Genomic DNA, 25,874 nt, shown 5'->3' with positions numbered 1-25,874 from the left:
TGGCGCAACGCGGCGGTCCGCGCGCGCAAAAGGAAGCTGCCGTGGCTAAACCGCGTCACGTCGTCATGCAGGTGGTCAAGCGGTCCTCGGGCAGCGCGTCGCACCATGTGGAATTCGTGATGGACGACAACTTCGCCGAGCGCCTGCGGCAGTTGCGTTCGCTGGTGCCGCCGCTGGGCAGCCTCAACAAGCAGCGCGACCTGGTCATCGACAAGGTGCGGGTGCGGCTGCCCAACGCCATCTGGCGCTCGGGCCATGGCACCGACAGCAGCGTGGACGGTTCCTGCATCGTGATCGCGGCCGAGGGCTCGTTCAACTGCGGCGGCAAGGACCGCCTGACGCGCGAGAAGCTGGTGACCTACAACTTCTCGATCGCGCGCCTGGTCGAGCTGCACGGCGAGCGCCCCGAGGGCGAGACCTTCTACATCCGCGACGGCACCTTCGCCAACGACGAGCCGGCCGAGTCGCCGGCCGGCCGCTGGGTGGCCTCGATGCATGAGCTCGAGGCCGTGATGCGCGTGCCCGATGCGCCCTCGGACTTCGACACCCTGCACGAGGTGCCGCTGCGCGTCGATCCGCAGCAACAGGCGAGCGGCACAGTGCCGCAGCACCGCACCAGCTTCTTCTGAAGGGCCGCGCTCAGGCCGCGGTGGCTTCCGGCTGCGCCGCGGCCGCGCCGACCGGCACGTAGGCCGCGCGGTTGTCCACGAGCCAGCGCTCCGACAGGCTGCTGTCCTGCTGGGTGGGATGGAAATCGGCGCGCAGGTAGCGGCGCCACATCGCGTAGTTGCCGCGCAGCAGCCCGTCGCGCGCGAGCAGGATGCGCGCGGCGCTCTTCCAGGTCGACCACTTCCACAGCTGCTTCTCGTGCCGCAGGTTGGCCAGCGTCTGGTGCATCAGGTCGCCGAGGAACATCAGCGTGACGCGGCGGAACCAGCGCGTGCGCCATTCGTCGGAGCCGCCCGCGGCCCGGTAGACGTCGAAGGCCACGCTCTTGTGCTCGAGCTCCTCGGCGCTGTGCCACAGCCACATCGTGCGCAGCCGCGGCTCGGCGCCGTCGAGGATCTGCGGATGCGCGAGCAGCCACTCGGCGAACATGGCCGTGAAATGCTCGGTGGCGGCCGTCACCGCGAGCGCATGGCGCGGGTCGGCGCCTTCCATCAGCGACAGCCGCTTGCTCGCGCGCTCGGTCCAGCGGTCGACCAGGCCCTGCTTCTCGAGGTGGGCGTTGAACAGCGAATGGATGCGCCGGTGCGTCGCCTCCTGGCCGATGAAGCCGCGCACCTCGGCGCGGTACTTGTCCTGCGTCTCGGGCGGCAGGGTGGCGACGGCGTCGCGCACCGCGTCGATGAAGAACTGCTCGCCGAAGGGAAAACTCATCGACAGGGCGTTGAAGAAGGCGGTGGAGAATGCATCGCCGCCGCACCAGTCGCGGGCAAACGGGGCCTGGAGGTCGATCAGAAGGCGGCGGACGACGAGTTCGGTGCTCATGAAGACAATCCTCGTGAATCGGAATGGTGGTGGCAAGGGGTGTGGTACAGATGCGTACCGTAATGCCTGCATGGTGCCTCCGGGTGCTTGGTACTGTCAAGTACCAGCGCGTAGGAAAATGTTCCGTTCATGAGTGCCGTCACCGACAACACCTCCCAGACTCCGGCCGAATCGCGCAACGAGCACTACCACCGGCTGCTCGAGGGCATGGCCCGCGCGGTGGCCGCCAAGGGCTACGCCGACACCACCATTGCCGACATCGTGCGCGAGGCCGCGGTGTCGCGCCGCACCTTCTACGAGCATTTCGCGACCAAGACCGAATGCCTGATCGCGCTCTACGAGGCGGCCAGCCACCTGGCGCTGCAGGCGGTCAGCGAGGCCTTCGACCCGGTGCAGCCCTGGCATGCCCAGGTGGAGCGCGCGATCACGGCCTATTTCGACTATCTGGCGCAGGACCCGGTGCTGCTGCGCACGCTGTTCGTCGAGATCCTGGGCCTGGGCATGCCTGGGCTGGTGGCGCGGCGACGGGTCAACGACGAGATCGCGAACTTCATCCAGGCCGCGATCAACAGCAGCGGCACGACCGGCCCGGGCCCGCAGGCGCACCTGACGAGCGAGATGGCGATGACGGTGGTCGGCGGCATCAACGAGCTGGTGCTGCAGGCCATCGAGCAGGAGCGCGCGGGCGACCTGCGCGAGCTGGTCGCGCCGGCCACGCGGCTGGTGCGCGCGGTGGCGGCGGAGAGCCAGCGCTAGGCTGCGGCCCTGCGCCGCGGCGTCGCCGCGAGCCACAGCGTCAGCAGGCCGGCCAGCAGCAGGGCCAGCAGCACGCCCAGGTGCGGCAGCACGTCGTGCAGCGGCGCGCCCATCTGGTTGAGCCGCAGCGAGGCCTGGATGCCGGCCGTGCTCGGGAACAGCCAGCGCAGGGCCTGCAGCGGGGCGGGCAGGGCCTCGACCGGCCACGAGAAGCCCGAGAGAAAAGCCATCGGCAGGGCCGTGAACAGCAACACCTGCAGCGCCCGTTCGCGGTCGCGGAACCAGCAGCCCAGCAGCAGGCCCAGCGTGCAGATCGCGGGCACGTAGAAGGCCAGCAGCATCAGCGCGCCGAAGGGGTTGCCGCCGCGCGGGTAGTCCTGCAGGAAGAACACCCAGCCGAAATAGAAAATCCCGCTGAGCACGCCGAAGCCCGACAGCGCCGCCAGCCGGCCCAGCCAGGCGCTCATCGAGGCGCGCAGCCGCCGCGCCTCGGCCCAGGTGCCGGCCAGCATGGCGGTGCCCATCAGCAGCGTCTGCTGCAGGATCAGCAGCGCCACTGCCGGCACCACGTAGCTGCCGTAGCCCTCGGTGGGATTGAACAGCGCCACCAGTTGCGTGACCAGCGGGCTGCGGCTGCGCGCCGCCTGCACGGCGCTCTGGCCGCCGGCCTGCAGCTTGCGGATCTCGACCCCGGCCGAGACCGTGCCCACCGCTTCCGAGAAGCCGTAGAGCACCGCCTTGTTGAGCAGCGCATAGGCGCCGTTGCCCTCGATGCTCACCACCGCCGGCAGTCCGCGCAGCACGCTGCGCTTGAGGTCGGCCGGCAGCAATGCATAGCCCTCGATCTCGCCGCGCCACAGGGCCTGCTGCGCCTCGTGCACATCGGCCGTGACCAGGCGCACGTCCAGCCGCGGATTGGCCATCGCGAAGCGCGCGATCTGGCGCGACAGACCGGTGTGGTCCTGGTCGACCACCGCCACCGGTACCCGGGTCACGGCCTGCGTGCCATAGGGCCAGGGGTAGAAGAAGCCGTAGATGATCGGCGCCAGCAGCATGATCAGCAGCACGCCCTTGTCGCGCAGCACGGCCAGCGCGGTGTCGCTCCAGGCGGCGCCGAAGCGGGCGAGGGCGCGGTGGTGGTCCATCAGCGGCCGCCCCACGAATCGGGCGCGCGCGCCGCGCGGCCCAGCGCGGTGGCCGTCGCGGCCAGCAGCACGGCGGTGCCGACCACCATCCACAGCGGCGTCGCGGCCGAATAGGCCAGCGGCGCGCCCATCTGCAGCTGCTCCATCTGCACGCGGACGTAGTGGGTGTAGGGCAGCAGCGCGGCCCACAGCTGCGCCAGCGCGGGCATGGCCACCAGCGGGAAACCCACGCCGCCGAACGCGAAGGCCGGCGCGGTGATGAAGCCGGTGGCCGACAGCGCGGTGCGCAGCGAGCGCGTGAGCGCCGCGACGAAGCCGCCGAGCGCGATCGACAGCGCGAGGAACACCACCAGCGCGAACAGCGTCCAGCCGAGCGAGCCCACCGGATGCCAGCCACGCCCGGTCGTGATCCACAGCATGGCGGTGATGCCGACCAGCGACAGGCTCGCGAACGGCAGCGCGAGCTTGCCCGCGAGTGCGGCCAGCGCCTCGTGCCAGCGCGGCGCGGCGCCGAGCCAGCCGCCGATGCTGCGGTCGCGCAGCTCGCGGCCCACGGCCCAGGCGCCGGCGGTCATCGCGAGGATGTGCAGCAGCGCCGGGATCAGCGCGGCGCCGAGGAACTGCTCGTAGTCGCCCGAGGTGTTGAAGAGCGCGACGGTGCCGGCCTTCAGCGGCTCCATGGTCGCGCGCGCGGCGATCATCGATTCGCCACGCTTGTTGCGCACCGCGAGCTCGACCCCGCCCGAGACCGTGGCGACCACCGTGCGCACGTCGCGCTGGATCAGGCTCGAATGCGTGCCGAGCTGGGCGTTGTGCAGCAGCACGACCTGGCCTGCTCGGCCCTGCTTGACCTCGCGGTTGAGATCGCGCGGCAGCTGCACCGCGGCATCGACCGCGCCGCTGGTGAGCGCGCGCGCCATCGCGCCTTCGTCGTCGAAGCGCTGCACCACGCGCAGGCCCGGCGTGGCATCGAGGAAGCGCACGATCTGGCGCGACAGCGCCGAGCGGTCCTGGTCGAGCACGCCGATCGGCAAGCGCTCGGGCAGGCCGGCCGAGAAGATCCACCAGATCAGGAGTACCGCGAGCAGCGGCACCCAGGTGATCATTGCCAGGTCCCAGGGCCGCGCGCGCAGCAGCGCGAACTCGCGCCGTGCGCTGGCGGTGGAGAAGCCGCGAAGGCTCATGTGCTAGTCGACCAGCACGCTCATGCCAGGCCGCGCGCCCTCGATCGGCTGCAGCGGCCGCGCACGGACCTCGAAGGTGCGCACGTCGAAGCCGGCGCCGCCGCGGGTGGCGCGCCAGGTCGCGAAGTCGGGCAGCACGCCGCTGTAGTAGACCCTGAAGCGCGCCGTGCGCCGGTCCTCGGCCAGCGCGGGCAGGCGGGCTTCGAACTCGCTGCCCATCGCGAAGCGCGGCAGCCGGTCCTCGCGCACGTTGAGCACCACCCACTGGTCGGCCAGGTCGACCACCGTGACCACCGCCACGCCCTGCGGCGAGAGTTCGCCGACCTTGGCGAGCACCTTGGCCACCTCGCCGGCGACCGGGCTGCGCAGCTCGGTCTCGGCCTTGGCGGCTTCCGCTTCCGCGACCACGCCGGCGACCTGGCGCGCCTGCGCGCTGGCCGCGGCCTGGTCCTCGGGACGCGCGCCGGCGCGCGCCATGTCGTACTGCGCCCTGGCGGCGATCGCCGCGTCGCGCGAGGCCTTCCAGTTGGCCTCGGCCTCGTCGCGCTTCTGGTCGGCCACCAGGCCTTCGCGCGCGAGGCCGTCGACGCGACGGAACGAGGTCTGCGCGAGCTGGGCCGCGGTCTCGGCGCGCTGCCATTGCATGCGCGCCATCTCGATCTCCTGCGGCCGTGCACCGTTCTGCGCCTTCTGGGCCACGGCCTGCGCGGCCTGCTCGGCGGCGGTGGCCTGCGCGAGCTTGGCGCGCACCTCGGGGCTGTCCATGCGCACCAGCACCGCGCCGGCCTGGATGCGGTCGCCTTCCTTCACCAGCACCTCGGCCACGCGCGCCGTCACCTTGCCGGCCACGTCGGTCTCGCGCGCCTCCATCTGGCCCTGGAACACCTCGGGCGCGGGCCGCGAGGCGCGCCAGAAGCCCCAGGCCAGCAGCGCCAGCACGAGCAGCGCGGCCAGGATCGCGATCAGTTTGCGGGTCTTGGCACTCATCATTCAGTTCACCTTCACGTCGGCACGCGCGATGTAGTCGGAAAAGCGGTCGGACAAGCCCGCGCTCTCGAGAAGCTGGGCCAGCGCCTGCACGTACTCGTTGGCGGCCTGTGCGCGCTCGGTCAGCACCTTGGCCTGGTTGGTCTCGGCGTCGATCAGGTCGAGCGTGGTGCTGGTGCCTTCGCGCAGGCCCGAGGTGCGCAGCTTCAGCACCTCGCGCGCCAGTTCCACCGAAGCCTGCATCTCGAGGTACTGGCGGCGCGCGTTGTCGAGCGCGCGCCAGTTGCGTTCCACCAGCAGCGAGATGTCGCTGCGCGCCTGCGCGCCGGTGCGTTCGGCCTGCTCGACCTGCTTTTGCGACGCGGCCGAGAGCGCATCGCGGTCGACCGAGTCGTACAGGGTCCAGCGCACACCCAGGCCCGCGACCCAGTCGGCATTGCTGCTCTTGAGCTGGCGCGTGCCGAAGGCGATCACCTGCGGGCGGCGCAGCGCTTCCTCGCCCTCGTGCAATTGCTCGGCCTGCAATTTCTTGGCCGCGACCTTCTCGAGGCCCGGGTGGCGGTTGAGCGCCGAATCGATGAACCAGCCCAGCGGCTCGACCGGCGCGCTGATCACGAACAGCGGCGTCTGCGGCGCCACGCGGCCCTCGGCGCGCACCGTGCGCGCCAGTGCCACGGCCGCGAGCGCGGCGTCGTTCTCGGCCTTGCGTGCGTTGCGGCGCGCCTCCTCGTAGGCCGCGCCGGCCTGCAGCCGTTCGACGCGCGAGATCACGCCGGCCGCGAGCATCTTCTGCGCCGCCGCGTCGTGTTGCGCGATGGTGCGCTCGGCCTGCGCGCGCAACTGCGCCGCGCGCTGCGCGAGCTGGGCGCCGAAGTAGCGCTGCACCAGCAGCGTGTCGACCTCGTGGCTCGCCTGTTCGGCATCGGCCTCGGCCTCGCGTGTCTGCGCCGAGACGAAGCCGCGCACCGCATCGGTGGCGCCGCCCAGGTAGATCGGCCAGACCGCCGACACCGAGGCGTTGGAGCCGGTGTCGTGCCGGTTCAGGGTGTAGCTGTTGGGCAGTTGCGGTATCGGCACGCGCGCGATGAAGCTCTGGATCGAGGGCGGCAGCGCCTGCCCGATCTGGCCGAGCTTCTGATTGAGCGGATCGAGGTCGAGGTTCAGGTTGGCGTTGTACGCATAGGCCAGGCCCGACACGCTGACCACCGGGCCGCCCAGCCGCTTGAGGCCATCGCTCTGCAACTGCTTGGCCTCGACCGCGGCGCGCGCGGCGGCCAGCTTGTCGGAGCGGTCGAGCATGCGCGCGCGCGCGGCATCGAAGCTCAGGGCAGTGACGTCGTCGGCTGGCGAAGGCGCCTGTGCGAAGGCCGTGCCGCCGGTGGCCGCGAGCAGCAGCGGCGCCAGGGCCTGGAGGAGGGCGTTGCGAAGGTGAAGGTGTGTCATCGGATTCGAAATGCCTGGCGCGCAAGCGTAGCGGGCCGGCGCGGCCCGGTCACGCGAAACGTGGCGCGCGCACCTCGCTTCGATGGCGTGCGTTTTCCGGCGCGCAAGAAAAACGGGGCGACGCCGATGCAGCGTCGCCCCGTGCGGAATGGCGTTTCAGTCGGGCGCCAGCCTCAGGACTTCACCTTCACCTCGACGCGCCGCGCCTCGCCCGCGGGGCCGTCGGCCTGGGTCTGCTCGGGCTTGGCGAGCTCGATCTTGTCCTCGGGCGCGCCCGCGGCCTTGAGCGCATCGCCGACCGCCATCGCGCGCTGCTTGGCGAGCTCGGCGTTCTTCGCGGCGTCGCCGGTTGCGTCGTGGTAGCCGCTCACCAGCACCGTGTTGCCGCTCTGCACCGCCTTGATCACGTCGGCCAGTGCTTCCCTGGCATTGGGCGCGACCTCGGCGCTGCCGGTGGCGAAGTAGAACTTGACCACGCCGTTCTCGACCTTGACCGCGGCGGCTTCGGCCGCGGTCACCGCGCCCGAGGCCACGGCACCGGCCGGGGTGCTGACCGCGGCCGGGGCCATGGCGGCGACCGGTGCCGGGGGCGGCACGGCGGCCGTCGCATCGCCGGCATGGAACTTCACCACCAGCGGCACGATGAGCAGGGCCACGATGTTGATGATCTTGATCAGCGGGTTCACGGCCGGGCCGGCCGTGTCCTTGTAGGGGTCGCCCACGGTGTCGCCGGTGACGGCGGCCTTGTGCGTGTCGCTGCCCTTGCCGCCGAAGTGGCCGTCCTCGATGTACTTCTTGGCGTTGTCCCAGGCACCGCCGCCGGTGCACATGGAGATGGCGACGAACAGGCCCGTGACGATGGTGCCCATCAACAGGCCGCCGAGCGCCTTCGGTCCGAGCAGCAGGCCGACCACGATCGGCACCAGCACCGGCAGCAGCGAGGGGATCATCATCTCCTTGATGGCCGCGCCGGTCAGCATGCCCACGGCCTTGCCGTACTCGGGCTTGGCGGTGCCTTCCATGATGCCGGGGATGTCGCGGAACTGCCGGCGCACTTCCTCGACCACCGAGCCCGCCGCGCGGCCCACGGCCTCCATCGCCATGGCGCCGAACAGGTAGGGGATCAGGCCGCCGATGAACAGGCCGACGATCACCATCGGGTCGCTGAGGTTGAAGCTGATGTTCAGGCCGAAGCTCTCGAGCTTGTGCGTGTAGTCGGCGAACAGCACCAGCGCCGCGAGGCCGGCCGAACCGATGGCATAGCCCTTGGTCACGGCCTTGGTGGTGTTGCCCACCGCGTCCAGCGGGTCGGTGATGTCGCGCACGCTCGCGGGCAACTCGCTCATCTCGGCGATGCCGCCGGCGTTGTCGGTGATCGGACCGTAGGCGTCCAGCGCCACCACGATGCCGGCCATGCTGAGCATGGAGGTCGCGGCCACCGCGATGCCGAACAGGCCGGCCAGCGCGTACGAGGCCAGGATGGCGACGCACACGAAGATCACCGGCCAGGCCGTCGAGCGCATCGACACGCCGAGGCCCGCGATGATGTTGGTGCCGTGGCCCGTGGTCGAGGCCTGCGCGATGTGCTGCACCGGCTTGTATTGCGTGCCCGTGTAGTACTCGGTGATCCACACCAGCGCCGCCGTCAGCGCCAGGCCCACGAAGCAGGCGCCGAACAGCTTGAGCTGGCTGCCGCCGGCGCCGAGCGCGTTGTCGGGGATGAGCCAGCTGGTGACGAACCAGAAAGCGATCAGCGACAGGATGCCCGCCACCGCCAGGCCCTTGTAGAGCGCCGGCATCACGTTGGTCATGCCCGGCGAGGCCTTGACGAAGAAGCAGCCGATGATCGACGCGACGATCGATACGCCGCCCAGCGCCAGCGGATAGAGCACCGCGTTGACCGGCGCCGCCGTGACCATCAGCGCGCCGAGCACCATGGTCGCGATCAGCGTCACCGCGTAGGTCTCGAACAGGTCGGCCGCCATGCCGGCGCAGTCGCCGACGTTGTCGCCCACGTTGTCGGCGATCACCGCGGGGTTGCGCGGATCGTCCTCGGGGATGCCGGCCTCGACCTTGCCCACCAGGTCGGCGCCGACGTCAGCGCCCTTGGTGAAGATGCCGCCACCGAGGCGCGCGAAGATCGAGATCAGCGAGGAGCCGAAGGCGAAGCCGATCAGCGGATTGAGCAGCGCCGCCAGCGCATGGTTGCCGCTCGGCAGGCCCCTGGAGGCCAGGAACCAGTAGAAGATCGAGACGCCCAGCAGGCCCAGCCCGACCACCAGCATGCCGGTGATGGCGCCGCCGCGGAAGGCCACGTCGAGCGCCGGGCCGATGCCTTGGGTGGCGGCCTGCGCGGTGCGCACGTTGGCGCGCACCGAGACGTTCATGCCGATGAAGCCGCAGGCGCCCGAGAGCACCGCGCCGACCACGAAGCCGACCGCGGTCGTGAGGTCGAGGAACAGGGCAATCAGGATCGCGAGCACCACGCCCACGATGGCGATGGTGCGGTACTGCTTGGCCAGGTAGGCCGCCGCGCCCTGCTGGATCGCCGCCGCGATCTCCTGCATGCGCGCGTTGCCCGCGTCCTTGGCGAGGATCCAACTTCGGGCCCAGATGCCGTAGGCCACGGCCACGAGGCCGCAGACGATGGCGAGGATGAGAGGGGTGTTGCCATTCATGCGTTGCTTCTCCATTCGTTCGTTGTGACGTGGAGACGGAAAGCGCGAGGATCCGTTGCGTGCAACGCGCGGGAGTCGAGATTTCCGCCGCGTTGCTTCCTCGAAGCTCGCTGCATCCCGGGGAGCCGGGGTGCGGAGCCGATTGGCCAACGGCTGCAATTTACAGGCAAAAACGAAATCGCGTGCGACGGGTCCATGACACGGAAAGTAAACTTCGGGTTTGTCCGCATCCCTCTCATACTTTTCAACTACTCGATAACGACATGGCCTTCGACAAAGTTTCCCCCGGCAAGAACGTTCCCGACGACTTCAACGTCGTGATCGAAATCCCGATGAACGCCGACCCGATCAAGTACGAGGTCGACAAGGAATCGGGCGCGATCTTCGTCGACCGCTTCATGACCACGGCCATGTACTACCCGGCCAACTACGGCTACGTGCCGCAGACCCTGTCGGGCGACGGCGACCCGGTCGACGTGCTGGTGATCGCGCCGTACCCGCTGCTGCCGGGCGTGGTCGTGCCCTGCCGCCCGCTGGGCATCCTGATGATGGAAGACGAAGCCGGCGTGGACGGCAAGGTGCTGGCCGTGCCGACCGACAAGGTGCTGCCGATCTACAGCCACTGGAAATCGGTGGACGACGTGAACCCGATGCGCCTGAAGGCCATCAGCCACTTCTTCGAGCACTACAAGGACCTCGAGGCCGGCAAGTGGGTCAAGGTGCTGGGCTGGGAAGGCATCGACGCCGCCCGCAAGGAAATCCTCGACGGCATCGCCGCGTACAAGAAGTGATGCGATAGGCGCGTGTCGGTCGCTCCGGGGCAGTCACTCCTGCTCGAACGGCGACCGGCGCGCATCGCGCACGAAGGTGCCGGCCGTCGACGGGCTCGCGCATTCCGCGGCGCCCGCGGGCGTGTCGGTCACCACGATGCGGTCGGTGCCGAATTGCAGGGTGCGGGTGCAACGCCCGCCGAACGGCACCACCAGCCGCTGCCGCTCGTCGAGCCGGCCACGGCCTTGCAGCAGCATGTTGCCGCGCGCATCGGGGCAGATGTAGAGCTCGATGTCGAGCCCGCCGTCGTCCGATGGCGTCACGTCCAGGAAGCGCCCGTCTTTCGGACAGCGGCCCTCCACGTAGCGGCCGGTCCAGTGCAGCAGCGGCTCCACCAGGTAGCGGATGCGCCGCTCGTAGTCCTCCCGCAGGCATTTCACGTCGGCCTTGCAGTGCCGGTTGCGCACCGCGAGCCAGTCGCGCTGGTCGCGCTTCAGATAGGCGGCCCATTGGCCGGCGTCCGGTGTCGCAAGCTGCTTGCGATAGAGGTCGGCCATGCTCTCGTCCTGCAGCGAGAGCGCTGGCGTGGCGCAGATGGTCTTCTCGGTGGGGTTCGAGGCCTTGGCGCAGTCGAAGCTGGCGGCATGGGCCGGGACGCAGGCGAGGGCCGCGAGGCCCAGGGCCAGCGCCCAGGGGAAGAGGGGGCGGATCGATGCGGGCATGCGGTGCTCTCCTGCGCGCCGGGCTTGCGCGATGGCCGCATGCTCGTTCCCGCGCCGGCCGCTGTCGATCTGCCGAACGGCAGGGCCGGCTATGCCCTTGGTCGGAGCCTCGGGCTCGACCTCAGCCGCGGGCCGCGTCGCCGGCCAGCCGCATCCATTCGCGGTTGACCGAGCGGGCGTGCGAGTTCCAGTGGCGCGCGGCCTGCTGGAGCTCGTCCCACTGGCGCTGCGCGGCGGCGCCGTCGCCCTGCTGCGCGAGCCAGGCCACGTAGCGCGCCCGCGCCTCGACGGTGTTGTAGAGGCTCAGGGTCGATTCGAAAGCCTGGCGCGCCTCGTCGTTGCGGCCCTCGGCGGCCAGGGCGCGGGCCACCAGCAGCGCGACCTCGTCCTTGCGGTAGTCGTCGCGGGTCGAGCGCAGGCTTTGCAGCGCCTGCATCGCTTCGCCACCCGCGCCGGGACCGCCCGCGGCCAGCAGCGCGCTCGCGAGGCCGAACTGAAGTTCGGGATCGGAGGCCAGCGGGCCCTTGAGCGCATCGCGGTAGTGCCCGACCGCCTCGCCGGCCTGGCCGCGGTCGAGCGCGGCCTTGGCGAGGCGCAGCTTGTTCTGCGCCGTGGGCGCGAGGTCGTAGGCCTGCTCGGCCGCGCGGTATTCGCGCTCGGGATCGATGAAGCCGATGGCCGCGCTCGCGACCTTGCCCGCGGTGCGCTGCATGCGCGAGGCGGGCAGGTACTCGACCACGAAGTAGACGATGCTGCCCAGCAGCGGAAAGCTGAACAGGATCAACAGCCAGTACATCTGCTTGCTGTGGCGCATCGCGTGCACCGCGAAGAACAGCGCGATCAGGATGTGCAGACCCAGGCCGACGAATGGCATGACTTTTTCCCCTTGTTGTTGGCGATCTGCCGGGGTTTATAGCAGCCGTGTTTGGCCGTGGCCTGACGCGGGCCCGCCGTCGCTTTCAGGCGGCCTTGAACGGGCTGCGCTCGCCCAGGTGGTCCATGTAGTTCTCGATGCCTTCGCCCTCGCGCTCGAGGAAGCGCTCGACCGCGTCGGCGAAGGCCGGATGCGCGAGCCAGTGGGCGCTGGTGGTCTTCACGGGCATCAGGGCGCGCGCCATCTTGTGCTCGCCCTGCGCACCGCCCTCGAAGCGCTGCACGCCGTGCGCGATGCACCAGGCCAGCGGCTGGTAGTAGCAGGCCTCGAAGTGCAGGCAGTCGACGCGCTCGACCGCGCCCCAGTAGCGACCGTAGGCCACGAGCGGCCGGCCGGTGCCATCGTCGGTGGCCAGCGCGATCAGGCTGGCGGCGATCGGCTTGCCCTCGCGCTCGGCGACGAACAGCAGCCAGGCCTCGGGCAGCGTGTCGGCCATGCGATGGAAGAAGTCGCGTGTGAGGTAGGGCGGGTTGCCGTGCTCGCGGTAGGTGCGCGCGTAGCAGCGGTAGAAGAAGTCCCAGTCGGCGCGCGTGATGTCGGCCCCGCGCGACCAGCGGAAGCTCACGCCGGCATCGGCGACCTTGCGGCGCTCCTGGCGGATCTTCTTGCGCTTGTCGTGCGCGAGGCTCGCGAGGAAAGCCTCGAAGTCCGCGTAGCCGGGCGCCGGGTTCTGCCAATGGAACTGCACCGTGTGCCGCAGCATCAGCCCGGCCTCGGTGCAGGCCTCGATGTCGGCCTCGGCACCGAACAGCAGGTGCAGCGACGAGAGCTCGCTCTCCTTGCACCAGGCCACCAGCGCCTGGGCCAGCAGCGCGCGGCCGGCCGCGTCGCGCGCGAGCAGGCGCGCGCCGGGCACGGGCGTGAACGGCACCGCGACCGTCGCCTTCGGGTAGTAGGCCAGGCCGTGCTGCTGGTAGGCGTTGGCCCAGGCCCAGTCGAACACGTACTCGCCATAGGAATGGTCCTTGACGTAGACCGGGCAGGCGGCCTCGAGTGTGTCGCCGCGCCAGAGGGTGAAGAACTGGGCCGTCCATCCGCTCTCGGGCGTGGCGCTGCCGCTCTCGTGCAGCGCGGCCAGGTACTCGTGGCGCATGAAGGGCGAGGGTTCGGCCTGCGCGGCGAGCAGCGCGTTCCAGGCCTGCGGGCTCACGTCCGACGGCGACGCGACAACCCGAATGACATAATCGTTCAAGCCTGTTTCTTCCTTCCGTATGACGCTCAAGCTCGCCATCGCGCAACTCAATTTCGTGGTGGGCGATCTCCCCGGCAATGCCCGAAAAATCGTGGCGGCCGCGCGCGAGGCCCATGCCCAGGGCGCTCGCCTTCTGCTGACGCCCGAACTCTCGATCGCCGGCTACGCGGCCGAGGACCTGTTCCTGCGGCCGGCCTTCACCGAAGCTTGCGATGATGCCGTGAAAGGCATCGCCGCCGCTCTGGCCGACCTCAAAGACATGGTCGTGGTGGTGGGGCATCCGAGCGGCGGCAGCCTGCGCGGGCGCTCCGTGTCGGTGCAGTTGCGCCACAACGCGGCCAGCGTGCTCAAGGAAGGCCGCATCCTCCAGACCTACGCCAAGCGCGAGCTGCCCAACTACCAGGTGTTCGACGAGCGCCGCTACTTCGCGCCGGGGCAGGGCACCTGCGTGTTCGAGGCCGGCGGCGTGTCGGTCGGCCTGCTGATCTGCGAGGACGCCTGGTTCGACGCGCCGGCCGAGCTGGCACGCGCCGCCGGCGCCGAGGTGCTGGCCGTCATCAATGCCTCGCCCTACCACGTGGGCAAGGAGGGCGAGCGCGTGGCGCGCATGGCCGATCGCGCGCGCGCCGTGGGGCTGCCGCTGGTCTATGCCCACCTCGTGGGCGGGCAGGACGAGGTGGTGTTCGACGGCGCCTCGTTCGCGCTGCAGGCCGATGGCGCGCTCGCCATACAGGCGCCGGGCTTCGAGGAGAAGCTGGTGCTGGCCGAGCTCGAGCGTGCACCGTCGCAGGGCGTGCGCTTCCTGGCCGAGCCCATCGCCGCGCCGCGCGACGCCGAGGCCCAGCTCTGGGATGCGCTGGTGCTCGGCGTGCGCGACTACGTCGGCAAGAACGGTTTTCCGGGCGCGATCCTCGGGTTGTCGGGTGGCATCGACTCGGCGCTGGTGCTCGCGATCGCGGTCGACGCGCTCGGCAAGGACAAGGTGCGCGCGGTGATGATGCCCTCGCCCTACACGGCCGACATCAGCTGGATCGATGCGCGCGACATGGCGGGGCGCCTGGGCGTGCGCTACGACGAGATCTCGATCCGGCCCACCTTCGAGGCGTTCAAGGCGGCGCTGGCCCCCGATTTCGCGGGCCGGCCCGAGGACACGGCCGAAGAGAACATCCAGGCCCGCATCCGCGGCACGCTGCTGATGGGGTTGTCGAACAAGTTCGGCTCGATCGTTCTCACCACGGGCAACAAGAGCGAGATGGCCACCGGCTACTGCACGCTCTACGGCGACATGGCGGGCGGCTTCGCGGTCATCAAGGACCTGTTGAAGACGACCGTGTTCGCGCTCGCGCGCTGGCGCAATGCCCACGATCCCTATGGCACCGGCACGGAGCCGATCCCCGAGCGCATCATCACGCGGCCCCCGAGCGCCGAGCTGCGGCCCGACCAGACCGACCAGGACAGCCTGCCGCCCTACGACATCCTCGACGCGATCCTGGCACGCTACATGCAGGACGACGAGGGCATCGACGAGATCATTGCCGCGGGCTACGACCGCGCGGTGGTCGAGCGGGTGGCACGGCTCATCAAGATCAACGAATACAAGCGGCGCCAGGCGCCGGTAGGCATCCGGGTGACGCACCGCAGTTTTGGCAAGGATTGGCGTTACCCTATCACCAGCAAATTCAACGAAACCGCCGGAGCACGCAAACCATGAAGCAGATCACCGCCATCGTCAAACCCTTCAAGCTCGAGGACGTACGCGAGGCCCTGGCCGAAGTGGGCGTCACCGGACTCACCGTGACCGAGGTCAAGGGCTTCGGCCGCCAGAAGGGCCACACCGAGCTGTACCGCGGCGCCGAGTACGTGGTCGACTTCCTGCCGAAGATGAAGGTCGAGGTCGTCGTCAACGAGGGCGACGTCGAGCGCTGCATCGAGGCCATCGTGAACTCGGCGCGCACCGGCAAGATCGGCGACGGCAAGATCTTCGTCACGGCCGTCGAGCGCATCGTGCGCATCCGTACCGGCGAAGAGAACGAGAACGCGGTCTGAGCTGAACCGCAGGGGCCGGCGCTCGCCGGCCTTTCACAAGAGGTTCAGAGGTTCTCGGCCAGCCGGTCGTCGCGCGGATGGCGCGGCACCTCGGCGCGCAGCGCCGCGAGCAGCGGCTCGGCCTCGGTGCCGGTGCGCACCAGGCTCATCTGCCAGTCGCCCATCAGGCCGTCGCGCACGCTCTGGGCAAGGAATTCCAGCAGCTTGTCGTAGTAGCCCGCGCTGTTGAGGATGCCGACCGGCTTGTCGTGGTAGCCGAGCTGGCGCCAGGTCCAGATCTCGAACAGCTCCTCGAAGGTGCCGATGCCGCCGGCCATGGCCAGGAAGGCGTCGGCGCGCTCGCCCATCATCGCCTTGCGCTCGTGCATGGTGTCGACCACGTGCAGCTCGTCGCACAGCGGGTTGGCCAGTTCCTTGTCGACCAGCGCCTTGGGGATGATGCCGACCACGCGTCCGCCCGCGGCGCGCGTGGCCTCGGCCACCGTGCCCATCAGGCCGGTGCGGCCGCCGCCGTAGACCAGCTGGCCACGCTGCTGGCCGATCCAGCGGCCGACCGCCGTGGCGGCTTCTGTGAACTCGGGACGCTCGCCGGGGCGCGAGCCGCAATACACGCAAATCGAAAATTCAGGGGTCATCCCCCGATCATGCCTCGCGCGGCGGGCCCGCTCATGACACGAAGCGCGTCCACAGGGCTGCCGCCCAGATGCAGGTGCACAGCGATAGCGACAGCAGCACCGCGGCGCTGCCCATGTCCTTGGCGCGCTTGGAGAGGTCGTGCCATTCGGGGCCGATGCGGTCGATGGCCGCTTCCACGGCCGTGTTGAGCAGTTCGACGATCATCACCAGCACCGCGCTGCCTGCCAGCAGGGCGATCTCGACCCAGCTGCGGCCGAGCCAGAAGGCGGCGGGGATCATGACCATCGACAGGATGGCTTCCTGCCGGAAGGCCGGCTCGCCCCAGCCGGCGCGCAGGCCATGCAGCGAGATCAGCGTGGCGTGCCAGACGCGATCGAAGCCCTTGCGGGCCTTCTGCGGATTGACGGCGGGATCGGGAAGTTCGGGCAGGGCGCTCATCGGCGGCTCATGGGCTTGGAGGTGACGAGCCGGGTGCCGGCCCAGGCGTCGTGCCAGAACTGGCGTTGCGGATGGAAGCGCGCCAGCAGGGCCCAGATGGCCACCCAGCCGAAGACGAGCACCGTGACTTCGGGGCCCGACAGCTTGAAGGGCGCGATGGCGGCGAGCGGCGGCAGGAACCAGATCCAGCTCAGCAGGTAGCGCGCGAGCGCGCGGCGCTGAGTGACCGGGTGGCCGTGCGCGTCGACGATGCGGATGTTCCAGGTCTTCATCGCCAGCGTCTGGCCCTTGGCCCAGAACCAGACGAAGTAGACGCCGAACACGATGAAGAGGAAGGCCTGGAGCAGGTGGCGCCGCTCGTCCATGGCGTCGCGCATCTGGCCCAGCGTGCTGAAGAGCCAGCCCGAGACGAACACCACGGCGAACAGCAGCATGCCTTCGTAGAGCCAGCAGGCCATGCGGCGCCAGAGTCCCGGGGCTTGTGCGATGGAAAGGGAAGCGTCAGATGCGGCAGGGGCAGGCGAATCCGACTCCGAAATTTCGGAAGGGCTGGAAACCATCGAGACCTTGGGTCAGGGGGCGGGCGATTGATCGACCGCGCGCCCCGCGGAAGTGGAAGACGGTGTGGAGGATACCGAAGTCGACGGACCGGACGGTGAAGTGTACGGAGACGGCACCTGGGCTTCGGCCGGCACCGGCTGAGGCGTATAGGTGGCAGGGGGCGCGACGGAAGGCGCTGCGGGTGCGGTGGTGGCCGTCGCGGTTGCGGCGGTGCCGGGCACGGTCGCCGGCGGATTCGCGACGACGGCTGCCGCCGGCACGATGGCTGGGGTTGCGGGCGCCGCGGGTGGCGCGAGCTGGATGCGGGGCGTGTGCTGGCCGGTCGAAGTGACGGCCGGAACGGCGACGAGCTTCTGCGAGGACACCGGCCGCACCGGGATGGCTGCGCCCTTGGGCTTGGCCGGCGCGCGTTCGGCGAGCTTGCGCTTTTCCTCTTCGCTCAGCGCCTGGTACTGCTCCCACTTGGCCTTGCGTTCGTCGGCCGGCACGCGCTTGACCTCGGCGAAATTCAGCCGGGCCTGGACGCGTTGCTGGTTGCTGAGCGCGGCCCATTCGATCATGCGGCTGCGCAGCGTGATCTGGTCCTCGGCCGGCAGCGAGGCGTAGTTGCGCGACAGCGCGAGCCACTTGCGCTTCTGGCCGACGTTGAGCGTGTTCCAGTGCGGAGCCAGCGGTTGCAGCGCTTGCTGCTGCTCGGCGGTGAGCTCGGCCCACAGCGGCTTGGTGAGCTGCGCGGGCTTGGCGGCGGCGGACGCGGCCATGGTGCCGGTGGTCGTTGCCTTGGGCGTATCGGCGCGGACCGCTTCCGAGCGCACGGGCGTGGTCTGCGCGACCGCGATCGTCAGTCCCAGCGCCGCGGCGGCCACGATGCCGGCCCCGGCGAAGCGAGCCGCCACGCCTTGCGACCACGAGCGCGAGGAGCGGGGCGAAATCGCGGGGGGCTGGGTGCGGCGTGGCATTCGGGTGATCGGTCGGAGGGAGGCGTGGGGGAGGAGCAGGAGGAGCCAGGACGGAAGCGGCAAGGCCGCTTGCCGTCAATCGGAGGCGCCGTCGGACTTGAGGAACTGCGCGAAGCCCGGGTCGGTGTAGGCGGCTGGCGGCAGGTCGCCGGTGAGCAGTGCGGAATCGACCTCGGCCAACTCGCTGGCGCGGTCCTCGTCTTGCATCACGCTGATGGTGATCAGGCCGGCCACCAGTGCCACGAGCGGCACCACGGTGCCGATTCGGGTCCACCAGCCCCAGCCACCGCCGCCCAGGACGGCGGTGCTGCCCGACTGCACCACCGCGGGCGCCGCACGCAGCTGCGGTGCCTGCTTGCGCTGGGCCACGGCTTGCGCACGCGCCACGCGCAGGCGTTCGCCGATGTCGTGCGGCAACGCCTGGTTGCCCGCCGACAGGCGCGCGGCCACGCGTTGACCGAACTCGTTTTCGGCGACGGAAGAAAGAGGAACCTTAGTATTCATAGCGAAATTCCCTTGGCTTTGAGCGCCTTGCTCAGAGCGTGGACGGCGCGCGAGCAATGGGTTTTGACGCTGCCCTCGGAGCAGCCCATGGCGGCGGCCGTCTCAGCGACGTCCATTTCTTCCCAGTAACGCATCAGGAAAGCCTCGCGTTGACGGCCCGGCAATGCCGCGATCTGTTCTTCGATCTCATGCAGGACCTGTGCCCGGCGCGTGGTGTCCTCGGCGCTCTCGGTCTCTCTGGAGTCGGTCTCGGAGGCGAAGTTCTCGAGCAGGTCGAAATCGCCGTCGTCGTCGATGGCCTCGAAGTCGCTGAGGTTCGAGAACAGCGCGCGGCGGGTCTTCTGGCGGCGGAACCAGTCGAGCGTGCAATTCGAAAGAATGCGCTGGAACAGCATCGGCAGCTCGGCGACGGGCTTGTCGCCGTAGTGCTGAGCCAGCTTCATCATGCTGTCCTGCACGATGTCGAGCGCCGCTTCCTCGTCTCGCACGTGATAGACCGACCGCTTGAAAGCGCGTCGTTCGACGCTTTTCAGGAAATCGGAGAGTTCTTGTTCGGTGGCCAAGCGTCAGAGGGGCGCCGGGCGCCGCGTGGGAATGGATGTCGGGCGGGAATGCCTCGTTGTTGGCCGCGAATTATGCCCGCCGCTCCTGACGAATCGTGTTGCGGGGCGATACGGGCTCGGCGGAAGGCCGCGTCGGTGTCATAATCGCGGCCGCAAGTCAAAAGGCAAACGGGTCACGGTCCGGCGGAACAATCAGTCCGCCCATGGCTTTGGCCTCAAGTCCTGGCGCGGCCCCACAAGGGTTGGCAAGGGGCACCCAAGGTTTTTCGTTCCCGAAAAAACTCCAAAGGTTGATCATGGAAATCTCGAAGGCGGAACTCGCTTCCGCAGCAGCCGCGTCCTCCGGCGCCGGCAATCACTCGCAAGAACTCATGGGCGCCGAAGTGCTGGTCAAGGCACTGCAGGCCGAAGGCGTCCAGTACGTCTGGGGCTACCCCGGCGGCGCGGTTCTCTACATCTACGACGCGTTCTACAAGCAGGACACCATCCAGCACGTGCTGGTGCGCCACGAGCAGGCGGCGGTCCACGCGGCCGACGGCTATGCGCGCGCCACCGGCGAGGTGGGGGTGGCGCTGGTCACCTCGGGCCCGGGCCTGACGAATGCGGTCACGGGCATCGCCACGGCCTACATGGACTCGATCCCGATGGTGATCATCTCGGGCCAGGTCCCCACGGCGGCGATCGGCCTGGATGCCTTCCAGGAATGCGACACGGTCGGCATCACGCGCCCGATCGTCAAGCACAACTTCCTCGTCAAGGATCCGAAGGACCTGGCGATGACGATGAAGAAGGCCTTCCACATCGCACGCAGCGGCCGTCCGGGCCCGGTGGTGGTGGACGTGCCCAAGGATGTCTCGTTCAAGAAGGTGGCCTACGCCGGCTACCCCGAGAAGGTCGAGATGCGCTCGTACAACCCGGTGCGCAAGGGCCACGGCGGCCAGATCCGCAAGGCGCTGCAGCTGCTGCTCAGCGCCAAGCGCCCCTACATCTACACCGGCGGCGGCGTGCTGCTGGGCAATGCCACCAACGAGCTGCGCACGCTGGTCGACATGCTCGGCTACCCGGTCACCAACACGCTGATGGGCCTGGGCGCCTATCCGGCGAGCGACCGCAAGTTCCTCGGCATGCTGGGCATGCACGGCACCATCGAGGCCAATAACGCGATGCAGAACTGCGACGTGCTGCTGGCCGTGGGCGCGCGCTTCGACGACCGCGTGATCGGCAACCCGAAGCACTTCGCGCAGAACGAACGCAAGATCATCCACGTCGACATCGACCCCTCGAGCATCTCCAAGCGCGTGAAGGTCGACATCCCGATCGTGGGCGACGTGAAGGACGTGCTCACCGAGCTGATCTCGATGATCCGCGAGAGCACGACCAAGCCCGACGCCGGCGCGCTCGCCAACTGGTGGAAGACCATCGAGGGCTGGCGCGACCGCGACTGCCTCAAGTACGACCGGGGCAACAAGGACGTGATCAAGCCGCAGTTCGTCGTCGAGACGCTGTGGAACATGACCAAGGACACGGACACCTACATCACGTCCGACGTCGGCCAGCACCAGATGTGGGCCGCGCAGTACTACCGTTTCGACGAGCCGCGCCGCTGGATCAACTCGGGCGGCCTGGGCACCATGGGCGTGGGCATCCCCTACGCCATGGGCATCAAGCTCGCGAAGCCCGATGCGGAAGTGTTCACCATCACGGGCGAAGGCTCGGTGCAGATGTGCATCCAGGAACTGTCGACCTGCCTGCAGTACAACACGCCGATCAAGATCTGCTCGCTGAACAACCGCTACCTCGGCATGGTGCGCCAGTGGCAGGAGATCGAGTACTCCGGCCGCTACAGCCACAGCTACATGGATGCGCTGCCCAACTTCGTGAAGCTCGCCGAGGCCTATGGCCACGTCGGCATGCTGATCGAGCGTCCGCAGGACGTGGAGCCCGCGCTGCGCGAGGCACGCAAGCTCAAGGACCGCACCGTGTTCATGGATTTCCGCACCGACCCCACCGAGAACGTGTTCCCGATGGTCAAGGCCGGAATGGGCATCACCGAGATGCTGCTGGGCTCCGAGGATCTCTGATCCGCGGCCCGTTTTCGACCGTTCGTTTCTCAACCTTTCACTGACGAATCTATTGCCCGCCGAGCCCGCGCATTACCGTGCGCGGGGGAGGGCGGCGAAAGCGAAAGCTTCCGCGCTGGCGAAAAGAGGAGTCACGCACACATGAAACACATCATTGCCGTTCTGCTGGAAAACGAGCCTGGCGCTCTTTCCCGCGTGGTGGGCCTGTTCTCGGCCCGTGGCTACAACATCGAATCGCTGACCGTCGCGCCCACCGAGGATGCGAGTCTGTCGCGCATGACCATCGTCACCGCCGGTTCGGACGACGTGATCGAGCAGATCACCAAGCACCTGAACCGCCTGATCGAGGTGGTCAAGGTGGTCGACCTGACCGAGGGCGCCTACACCGAGCGCGAGCTCATGATGGTGAAGGTGCGCGCGGTGGGCAAGGAGCGCGAGGAGATGATGCGCATGGCCGAGATCTTCCGCGGCCGCATCATCGACGTCACCGACAAGAGCTACACCATCGAGCTCACCGGCGACCATGGGAAGAACGACGCCTTCCTCGAGGCGATCGATCGCAGCGCCATCCTCGAGACCGTGCGCACCGGCGCCAGCGGCATCGGCCGCGGCGAACGCATCCTGCGGGTCTGACCCGATGAAAACGGAGCTCGGTCGCCGTCCGTTCGGGCCGAGCTTGTCGAAGCCTCCGCGCGAGCGGGGACTGCATTGAGCCCTTCGACAGGCTCAGGACGAACGGCACAACACACTGCAACTCGCATATCTATCTGGAGAACATCATGAAGGTTTATTACGACAAGGACGCGGACCTGAGCCTGATCAAGGGCAAGACGGTGGCCATCATCGGCTACGGCTCGCAAGGCCACGCGCACGCGCAGAACCTCAACGACAGCGGCGTCAAGGTCGTGGTCGGCCTGCGCAAGGGTGGCGCTTCGTGGGACAAGGTCGGCAAGGCCGGCCTCCAGGTCGCCGAAGTGGCCGATGCCGTGAAATCCGCCGACGTCGTCATGATCCTGCTGCCCGACGAGCAGATCGCCAACGTCTACAAGAACGACGTCGCGCCGAACATCAAGGAAGGCGCTTCGCTGGTCTTCGCGCATGGCTTCAACGTGCACTACGGCTTCGTGCAGCCGCGCGCCGACCTCGACGTGTGGATGGTCGCTCCCAAGGCCCCGGGCCACACCGTGCGCAGCACCTACACGCAAGGCGGCGGCGTGCCCCACCTCGTGGCCGTGCACCAGGACAAGACCGGCAAGGCGCGTGACCTCGCGCTGAGCTACGCCACCGCCAACGGCGGCGGCAAGGCCGGCATCATCGAGACCAACTTCCGCGAAGAAACCGAGACCGACCTGTTCGGCGAACAAGCGGTGCTGTGCGGCGGTACGGTGGAGCTGATCAAGGCTGGTTTCGAGACGCTGGTGGAAGCCGGCTACGCGCCCGAAATGGCGTACTTCGAATGCCTGCACGAACTGAAGCTGATCGTCGACCTGATCTATGAAGGCGGCATCGCCAACATGAACTACTCGATCTCGAACAACGCCGAATACGGCGAGTACGTCACCGGCCCGCGCATCGTGACCGACGAGACCAAGAAGGTCATGAAGCAAGTGCTGCGCGACATCCAGACCGGCGAATACGCCAAGAGCTTCGTGCTCGAAGCCGCCGCAGGCCAGCCCGCGCTGATCAGCCGCCGTCGCCTGAATGCCGAGCATCAGATCGAAGTCGTCGGCGAGAAGCTGCGCGCGATGATGCCCTGGATCAAGAAGAACAAGCTGGTCGACCAGACCCGCAACTGATCTCCAGGCGAGCAGGGCGCTCCGGTGCCCGATTCCCCCAGGGCCACCCTCGCGGTGGCCCTTTTGCTTGGAGGGCGGGCGTGCCCCTGAACTACACTTCCGGGGATGCGACCCAGTGACCGAATTGCTATCGAAGAGATAGCTGAGCCGACAATGCCCATGAGGGACGGAGACCTATCCAATGCATGACGACACCGTCCCCGACGAGGTCCAGCCGCGCAAGCGGCGAAAGGGCATCTACGTCCTGCCGAACCTGTTCACTCTGGCCGCGCTGTTCGGCGGCTTCTATTCGGTCGTGATGGCGATGAACGCGCGCTTCGACCTCGCTGCGCTGGGCGTCTTCGCGGCCATGGTGCTCGACAGCCTCGACGGCCGCGTGGCGCGCATGACCAACACGCAGAGCGCGTTCGGCGAGCAGATGGACTCGCTGTCCGACATGGTCTCGTTCGGCGCCGCGCCCGCGCTGATCGCCTATGAGTGGTCGCTCAAGGGCCTGGGCCGGTGGGGCTGGATCGCGGCCTTCGTCTATTGCGCCTGCGCGGCGCTGCGGCTCGCGCGCTTCAACGTCAACACCGGCGTGGTCGACAAGCGCTGGTTCCAGGGCCTGCCGTCGCCCGCGGCCGCGGCGCTGGTGGCCGGTTTCATCTGGCTCATGACCGAATGGGGCAAGCGCGGCGGCGAGGTGCTGTACCTCTCGTGGACCCAGATCACCTGGATCACCTTCGCCTTCACGCTCTACGCGGGCCTCACGATGGTGACCAACGCGCCGTTCTACAGCTTCAAGGACGTGCAGATGAAGAAGAGCGTGCCCTTCGCCGTGATCGTGCTGATCGCGCTCGGCATCGCGGTCATCAACATCCATCCGCCGACGGTGCTGTTCGGCCTGTTCGTGGTCTACGGCCTGAGCGGTTACGTGGTCTATGCGTGGCGCAAGGCCAAGGGGCAGCAGACCAGCGTGATCAGCACCTCGACCGAGGAACCCGACGAGCGCGGATTGCACAACTGAGACAGGCATCGGGACACAGTCTTCACAAAGCCGCGAAGGCTGTGCTAAATTCGCAACCCTCATGACGAAGATGATTTCGCTGCTGGCCCTACTAGCTCTCCCTCACGGGCGGAGACGGTAGCGCACGCGCAAATCCATCACCACGGCCCGTTCGCACCAGCAACGGGCCGTTTTGTTTTTGGGGTTGCTGGTTGATCACCAACCATCACAGCAGAGAAATCGACATGTTGAAGCAACCTCAAGCCAAATACCGTGCCTTCGCGCCCATCGGTCTCAAGGACCGCACCTGGCCCGATGCCGTGCTGACCAAGGCGCCGATCTGGCTGTCGACCGATCTGCGCGACGGCAACCAGGCCCTGGTCGAGCCGATGGACATCACGCGCAAGATGCGCATGTTCGAGACCCTGGTCGCCATCGGCTTCAAGGAGATCGAGGTCGGCTTTCCCTCCGCGTCGCAGGTCGAGTTCGATTTCGTGCGCAAGCTCATCGAGGAAGACCGCATTCCCGACGACGTGACGATCCAGGTGCTGACGCAGGCGCGCGACCACCTGATCGCCCGCACCTTCGAGGCCCTGCAGGGCGTCCCGCGCGCCATCGTCCATCTCTACAACGCCGTGGCGCCCGTGATGCGCCGCGTGGTGCTCGGCATGGACGAGGACGGCATCGTCGAGCTCGCCGCCTCGCATGCGCGCATGTTCAACGAGATGGCCGCGAAACAGCCGAACACGCGCTGGACCTTCCAGTACTCGCCCGAGATGTTCTCGGGCACCGACCTCGCGTTCTCCAAGCGCGTGGTCGACGCGGTCACTGCGGTCTGGGCGCCGACGCCCGAGCGCAAGTGCATCGTCAACCTGCCCTCGACGGTCGAGCACTCCACGCCGAACATCTTTGCCGACATGATCGAGTGGATGCACCGCAACCTCGCGCGCCGCGATGCGATCGTGCTCTCGGTGCATCCGCACAACGACCGCGGCACCGGCACCGCCGCCGGCGAGTTCGCGCTGATGGCCGGCGCCGACCGCATCGAGGGCTGCCTGTTCGGCAACGGCGAGCGCACCGGCAACCTCGACCTCGTCAACGTGGCGCTCAATCTCTACACGCAGGGCGTCTCGCCAGAGCTCGACTTCTCGAACATCGACGAGATCCGCGCCACGGTCGAGCACTGCAACCAGATTCCCGTGCATCCGCGCCATCCCTACGTGGGCGACCTGGTCTACACCTCGTTCTCGGGCTCGCACCAGGATGCGATCAAGAAGGCCTTCTCGGCGCGCAAGGACGGCGACATCTGGGACATGCCCTACCTCCCGATCGATCCGAAGGACGTCGGCCGCAGCTACGAGGCCGTGATCCGCGTCAACAGCCAGTCGGGCAAGGGCGGCATCGCCTACCTGCTCGAGAGCGAGTACGGCATCGAGATGCCGCGCCGCCTGCAGATGGAGTTCAGCCAGACGGTGCAGCGCGTGATGGACGTCGCGGGCAAGGAGCTCACGGCCGCGGACCTGTGGCAGCTGTTCGTGCGCGAGTACGGCATCGAGTCGGTACAGGCGCTCCAGCACCGTGTGTTGCAGGAGGAGGGCAAGGGCGGCGTCAACGCCTCGGTGCTTCTGCGCGGCGACCTGGCCTGGAACGGCGAGACCGTGGCCATCGAAGGCCGCGGCAACGGCCCGATCGATGCCTTCACGCACGCGCTGAGCGCCGCGACCGGCCATGCGGTGCGTGTCATCGACTACCACCAGCATGCGATCGGCGCCGGTGCCGATGCCAAGGCCGTGGCCTACCTGGAGCTGCGCGTGGACGAATCGCGCACGCTGTTCGGCGTGGGCATCGACGAGGACACCATCGCCGCGTCGCTGAAGGCGATCGTCTCGGGCGTGGAGCGCGCCAGGGGCAATGGCGCGCACAGCGCACAATCAGAGACCGCGACCGTCTGAACCCCATCCCGCCCGATGCGCCAGGTGGCCAGAAACGAAGGAGAACCACG

General features: G+C 68.5%; 25 protein-coding genes. 10 read left to right on the top strand and 15 right to left on the bottom strand.

Going from position 1 to position 25,874, the window contains the following annotated elements:
• Positions 1 to 41: 41 nt before the first annotated feature.
• On the top strand, positions 42 to 629 hold the full coding sequence (locus KV106_RS27460) for a hypothetical protein (protein WP_057592504.1): 588 nt from the start codon (positions 42 to 44) through the stop codon (positions 627 to 629).
• Positions 630 to 639: 10 nt separating this feature from the next.
• On the opposite strand, the gene KV106_RS27455 is transcribed toward KV106_RS27460, so the two are convergent.
• Positions 640 to 1,491: a metal-dependent hydrolase gene (locus tag KV106_RS27455; protein ID WP_261213834.1), complete on the bottom strand. Its 852-nt coding sequence runs from the start codon at positions 1,489 to 1,491 to the stop codon at positions 640 to 642.
• A 129-nt stretch (positions 1,492 to 1,620) separates the two neighbouring features.
• Between KV106_RS27455 and KV106_RS27450 the strand changes: the two genes are divergently transcribed.
• The gene (locus tag KV106_RS27450) at positions 1,621 to 2,247 is read left to right on the top strand and encodes a TetR/AcrR family transcriptional regulator (protein ID WP_261213832.1); all 627 of its coding nucleotides are present in this window, start codon (positions 1,621 to 1,623) and stop codon (positions 2,245 to 2,247) included.
• Here KV106_RS27450 and KV106_RS27445 read toward each other — a convergent pair.
• The 5 genes from KV106_RS27445 to KV106_RS27425 all read right to left on the bottom strand — a co-directional run bounded on the left by KV106_RS27445 (position 2,244) and on the right by KV106_RS27425 (position 9,684).
• Positions 2,244 to 3,392 (bottom strand): ABC transporter permease, encoded by a 1,149-nt coding sequence (locus tag KV106_RS27445; protein ID WP_261213830.1) that lies wholly within the window; start codon positions 3,390 to 3,392, stop codon positions 2,244 to 2,246. The genes KV106_RS27450 and KV106_RS27445 overlap by 4 nt on opposite strands.
• Positions 3,392 to 4,576 (bottom strand): ABC transporter permease, encoded by a 1,185-nt coding sequence (locus KV106_RS27440; RefSeq protein WP_261213829.1) that lies wholly within the window; start codon positions 4,574 to 4,576, stop codon positions 3,392 to 3,394. Before KV106_RS27440 ends, KV106_RS27445 begins: the two co-directional genes overlap by 1 nt.
• Positions 4,577 to 4,579: 3 nt before the next feature.
• Positions 4,580 to 5,566, bottom strand: a complete 987-nt coding sequence (locus KV106_RS27435) for an HlyD family secretion protein (RefSeq protein ID WP_409976565.1) — start codon at positions 5,564 to 5,566, stop codon at positions 4,580 to 4,582.
• Complete coding sequence (locus KV106_RS27430) at positions 5,567 to 7,006, bottom strand: TolC family protein (RefSeq protein ID WP_261213824.1); 1,440 nt, start codon at positions 7,004 to 7,006, stop codon at positions 5,567 to 5,569.
• A gap of 173 nt (positions 7,007 to 7,179) precedes the next feature.
• Complete coding sequence (locus KV106_RS27425; protein ID WP_261213822.1) at positions 7,180 to 9,684, bottom strand: sodium-translocating pyrophosphatase; 2,505 nt, start codon at positions 9,682 to 9,684, stop codon at positions 7,180 to 7,182.
• Between the two features lie 263 nt (positions 9,685 to 9,947).
• Between KV106_RS27425 and ppa the strand changes: the two genes are divergently transcribed.
• Positions 9,948 to 10,475: an inorganic diphosphatase gene (gene ppa, locus KV106_RS27420; protein ID WP_057592497.1), complete on the top strand. Its 528-nt coding sequence runs from the start codon at positions 9,948 to 9,950 to the stop codon at positions 10,473 to 10,475.
• A gap of 33 nt (positions 10,476 to 10,508) precedes the next feature.
• Here ppa and KV106_RS27415 read toward each other — a convergent pair whose 3' ends face one another.
• The 3 genes from KV106_RS27415 to KV106_RS27405 form a co-directional block, all read right to left on the bottom strand.
• Positions 10,509 to 11,177 (bottom strand): lysozyme inhibitor LprI family protein, encoded by a 669-nt coding sequence (locus KV106_RS27415; RefSeq protein WP_261213820.1) that lies wholly within the window; start codon positions 11,175 to 11,177, stop codon positions 10,509 to 10,511.
• Between the two features lie 121 nt (positions 11,178 to 11,298).
• Positions 11,299 to 12,051: a hypothetical protein gene (locus tag KV106_RS27410; RefSeq protein WP_261213819.1), complete on the bottom strand. Its 753-nt coding sequence runs from the start codon at positions 12,049 to 12,051 to the stop codon at positions 11,299 to 11,301.
• A gap of 85 nt (positions 12,052 to 12,136) precedes the next feature.
• On the bottom strand, positions 12,137 to 13,303 hold the full coding sequence (locus KV106_RS27405; RefSeq protein ID WP_261213817.1) for a GNAT family N-acetyltransferase: 1,167 nt from the start codon (positions 13,301 to 13,303) through the stop codon (positions 12,137 to 12,139).
• A 19-nt stretch (positions 13,304 to 13,322) separates the two neighbouring features.
• On the opposite strand from KV106_RS27405, the gene KV106_RS27400 reads away from it, so the two are divergent.
• Together KV106_RS27400 and KV106_RS27395 are read left to right on the top strand one after the other, a co-directional pair.
• Positions 13,323 to 15,014 (top strand): NAD+ synthase, encoded by a 1,692-nt coding sequence (locus tag KV106_RS27400; protein WP_261213815.1) that lies wholly within the window; start codon positions 13,323 to 13,325, stop codon positions 15,012 to 15,014.
• Positions 15,011 to 15,349, top strand: a complete 339-nt coding sequence (locus KV106_RS27395; protein WP_013540975.1) for a P-II family nitrogen regulator — start codon at positions 15,011 to 15,013, stop codon at positions 15,347 to 15,349. Before KV106_RS27400 ends, KV106_RS27395 begins: the two co-directional genes overlap by 4 nt.
• A gap of 44 nt (positions 15,350 to 15,393) precedes the next feature.
• On the opposite strand, the gene KV106_RS27390 is transcribed toward KV106_RS27395, so the two are convergent.
• The 6 genes from KV106_RS27390 to KV106_RS27365 form a co-directional block, all read right to left on the bottom strand.
• Positions 15,394 to 15,984 (bottom strand): LOG family protein, encoded by a 591-nt coding sequence (locus KV106_RS27390; protein WP_057592492.1) that lies wholly within the window; start codon positions 15,982 to 15,984, stop codon positions 15,394 to 15,396.
• Between the two features lie 31 nt (positions 15,985 to 16,015).
• A complete protein-coding gene (locus KV106_RS27385; RefSeq protein ID WP_057592491.1) occupies positions 16,016 to 16,423 on the bottom strand; it encodes a diacylglycerol kinase in 408 nt (135 codons plus the stop codon).
• Positions 16,420 to 16,983: an RDD family protein gene (locus KV106_RS27380; protein ID WP_057592490.1), complete on the bottom strand. Its 564-nt coding sequence runs from the start codon at positions 16,981 to 16,983 to the stop codon at positions 16,420 to 16,422. Before KV106_RS27380 ends, KV106_RS27385 begins: the two co-directional genes overlap by 4 nt.
• 12 nt (positions 16,984 to 16,995) lie before the next feature.
• The gene (locus tag KV106_RS27375; protein WP_261213802.1) at positions 16,996 to 17,880 is read right to left on the bottom strand and encodes a DUF3106 domain-containing protein; all 885 of its coding nucleotides are present in this window, start codon (positions 17,878 to 17,880) and stop codon (positions 16,996 to 16,998) included.
• A gap of 138 nt (positions 17,881 to 18,018) precedes the next feature.
• Entirely contained in the window at positions 18,019 to 18,447 is a 429-nt protein-coding gene (locus tag KV106_RS27370) for a DUF3619 family protein (protein ID WP_261213800.1), read from the bottom strand.
• Positions 18,444 to 19,010 (bottom strand): RNA polymerase sigma factor, encoded by a 567-nt coding sequence (locus tag KV106_RS27365; RefSeq protein ID WP_057592487.1) that lies wholly within the window; start codon positions 19,008 to 19,010, stop codon positions 18,444 to 18,446. The genes KV106_RS27370 and KV106_RS27365 overlap by 4 nt, the downstream gene beginning before the upstream one ends.
• A 296-nt stretch (positions 19,011 to 19,306) precedes the next feature.
• Between KV106_RS27365 and KV106_RS27360 the strand changes: the two genes are divergently transcribed.
• From KV106_RS27360 to leuA, 5 genes are all read left to right on the top strand, one after another.
• The gene (locus KV106_RS27360) at positions 19,307 to 21,091 is read left to right on the top strand and encodes an acetolactate synthase 3 catalytic subunit (protein WP_261213797.1); all 1,785 of its coding nucleotides are present in this window, start codon (positions 19,307 to 19,309) and stop codon (positions 21,089 to 21,091) included.
• A 141-nt stretch (positions 21,092 to 21,232) separates the two neighbouring features.
• On the top strand, positions 21,233 to 21,724 hold the full coding sequence (ilvN, locus tag KV106_RS27355) for an acetolactate synthase small subunit (protein WP_012747479.1): 492 nt from the start codon (positions 21,233 to 21,235) through the stop codon (positions 21,722 to 21,724).
• 146 nt (positions 21,725 to 21,870) lie between these two features.
• On the top strand, positions 21,871 to 22,887 hold the full coding sequence (gene ilvC, locus KV106_RS27350; RefSeq protein WP_057592485.1) for a ketol-acid reductoisomerase: 1,017 nt from the start codon (positions 21,871 to 21,873) through the stop codon (positions 22,885 to 22,887).
• 181 nt (positions 22,888 to 23,068) lie between these two features.
• Positions 23,069 to 23,893: a CDP-diacylglycerol--serine O-phosphatidyltransferase gene (pssA, locus tag KV106_RS27345; protein WP_057592484.1), complete on the top strand. Its 825-nt coding sequence runs from the start codon at positions 23,069 to 23,071 to the stop codon at positions 23,891 to 23,893.
• Positions 23,894 to 24,117: 224 nt separating this feature from the next.
• Complete coding sequence (gene leuA, locus KV106_RS27340; protein ID WP_261213790.1) at positions 24,118 to 25,824, top strand: 2-isopropylmalate synthase; 1,707 nt, start codon at positions 24,118 to 24,120, stop codon at positions 25,822 to 25,824.
• Positions 25,825 to 25,874: the final 50 nt, after the last annotated feature.

It is taken from the genome of Variovorax endophyticus (assembly GCF_025376855.1).
Lineage (GTDB): Bacteria > Pseudomonadota > Gammaproteobacteria > Burkholderiales > Burkholderiaceae_C > Variovorax.
Note: the sequence above shows the minus strand (reverse complement) of the source record. Positions and strands in the feature narration are given on the sequence as shown.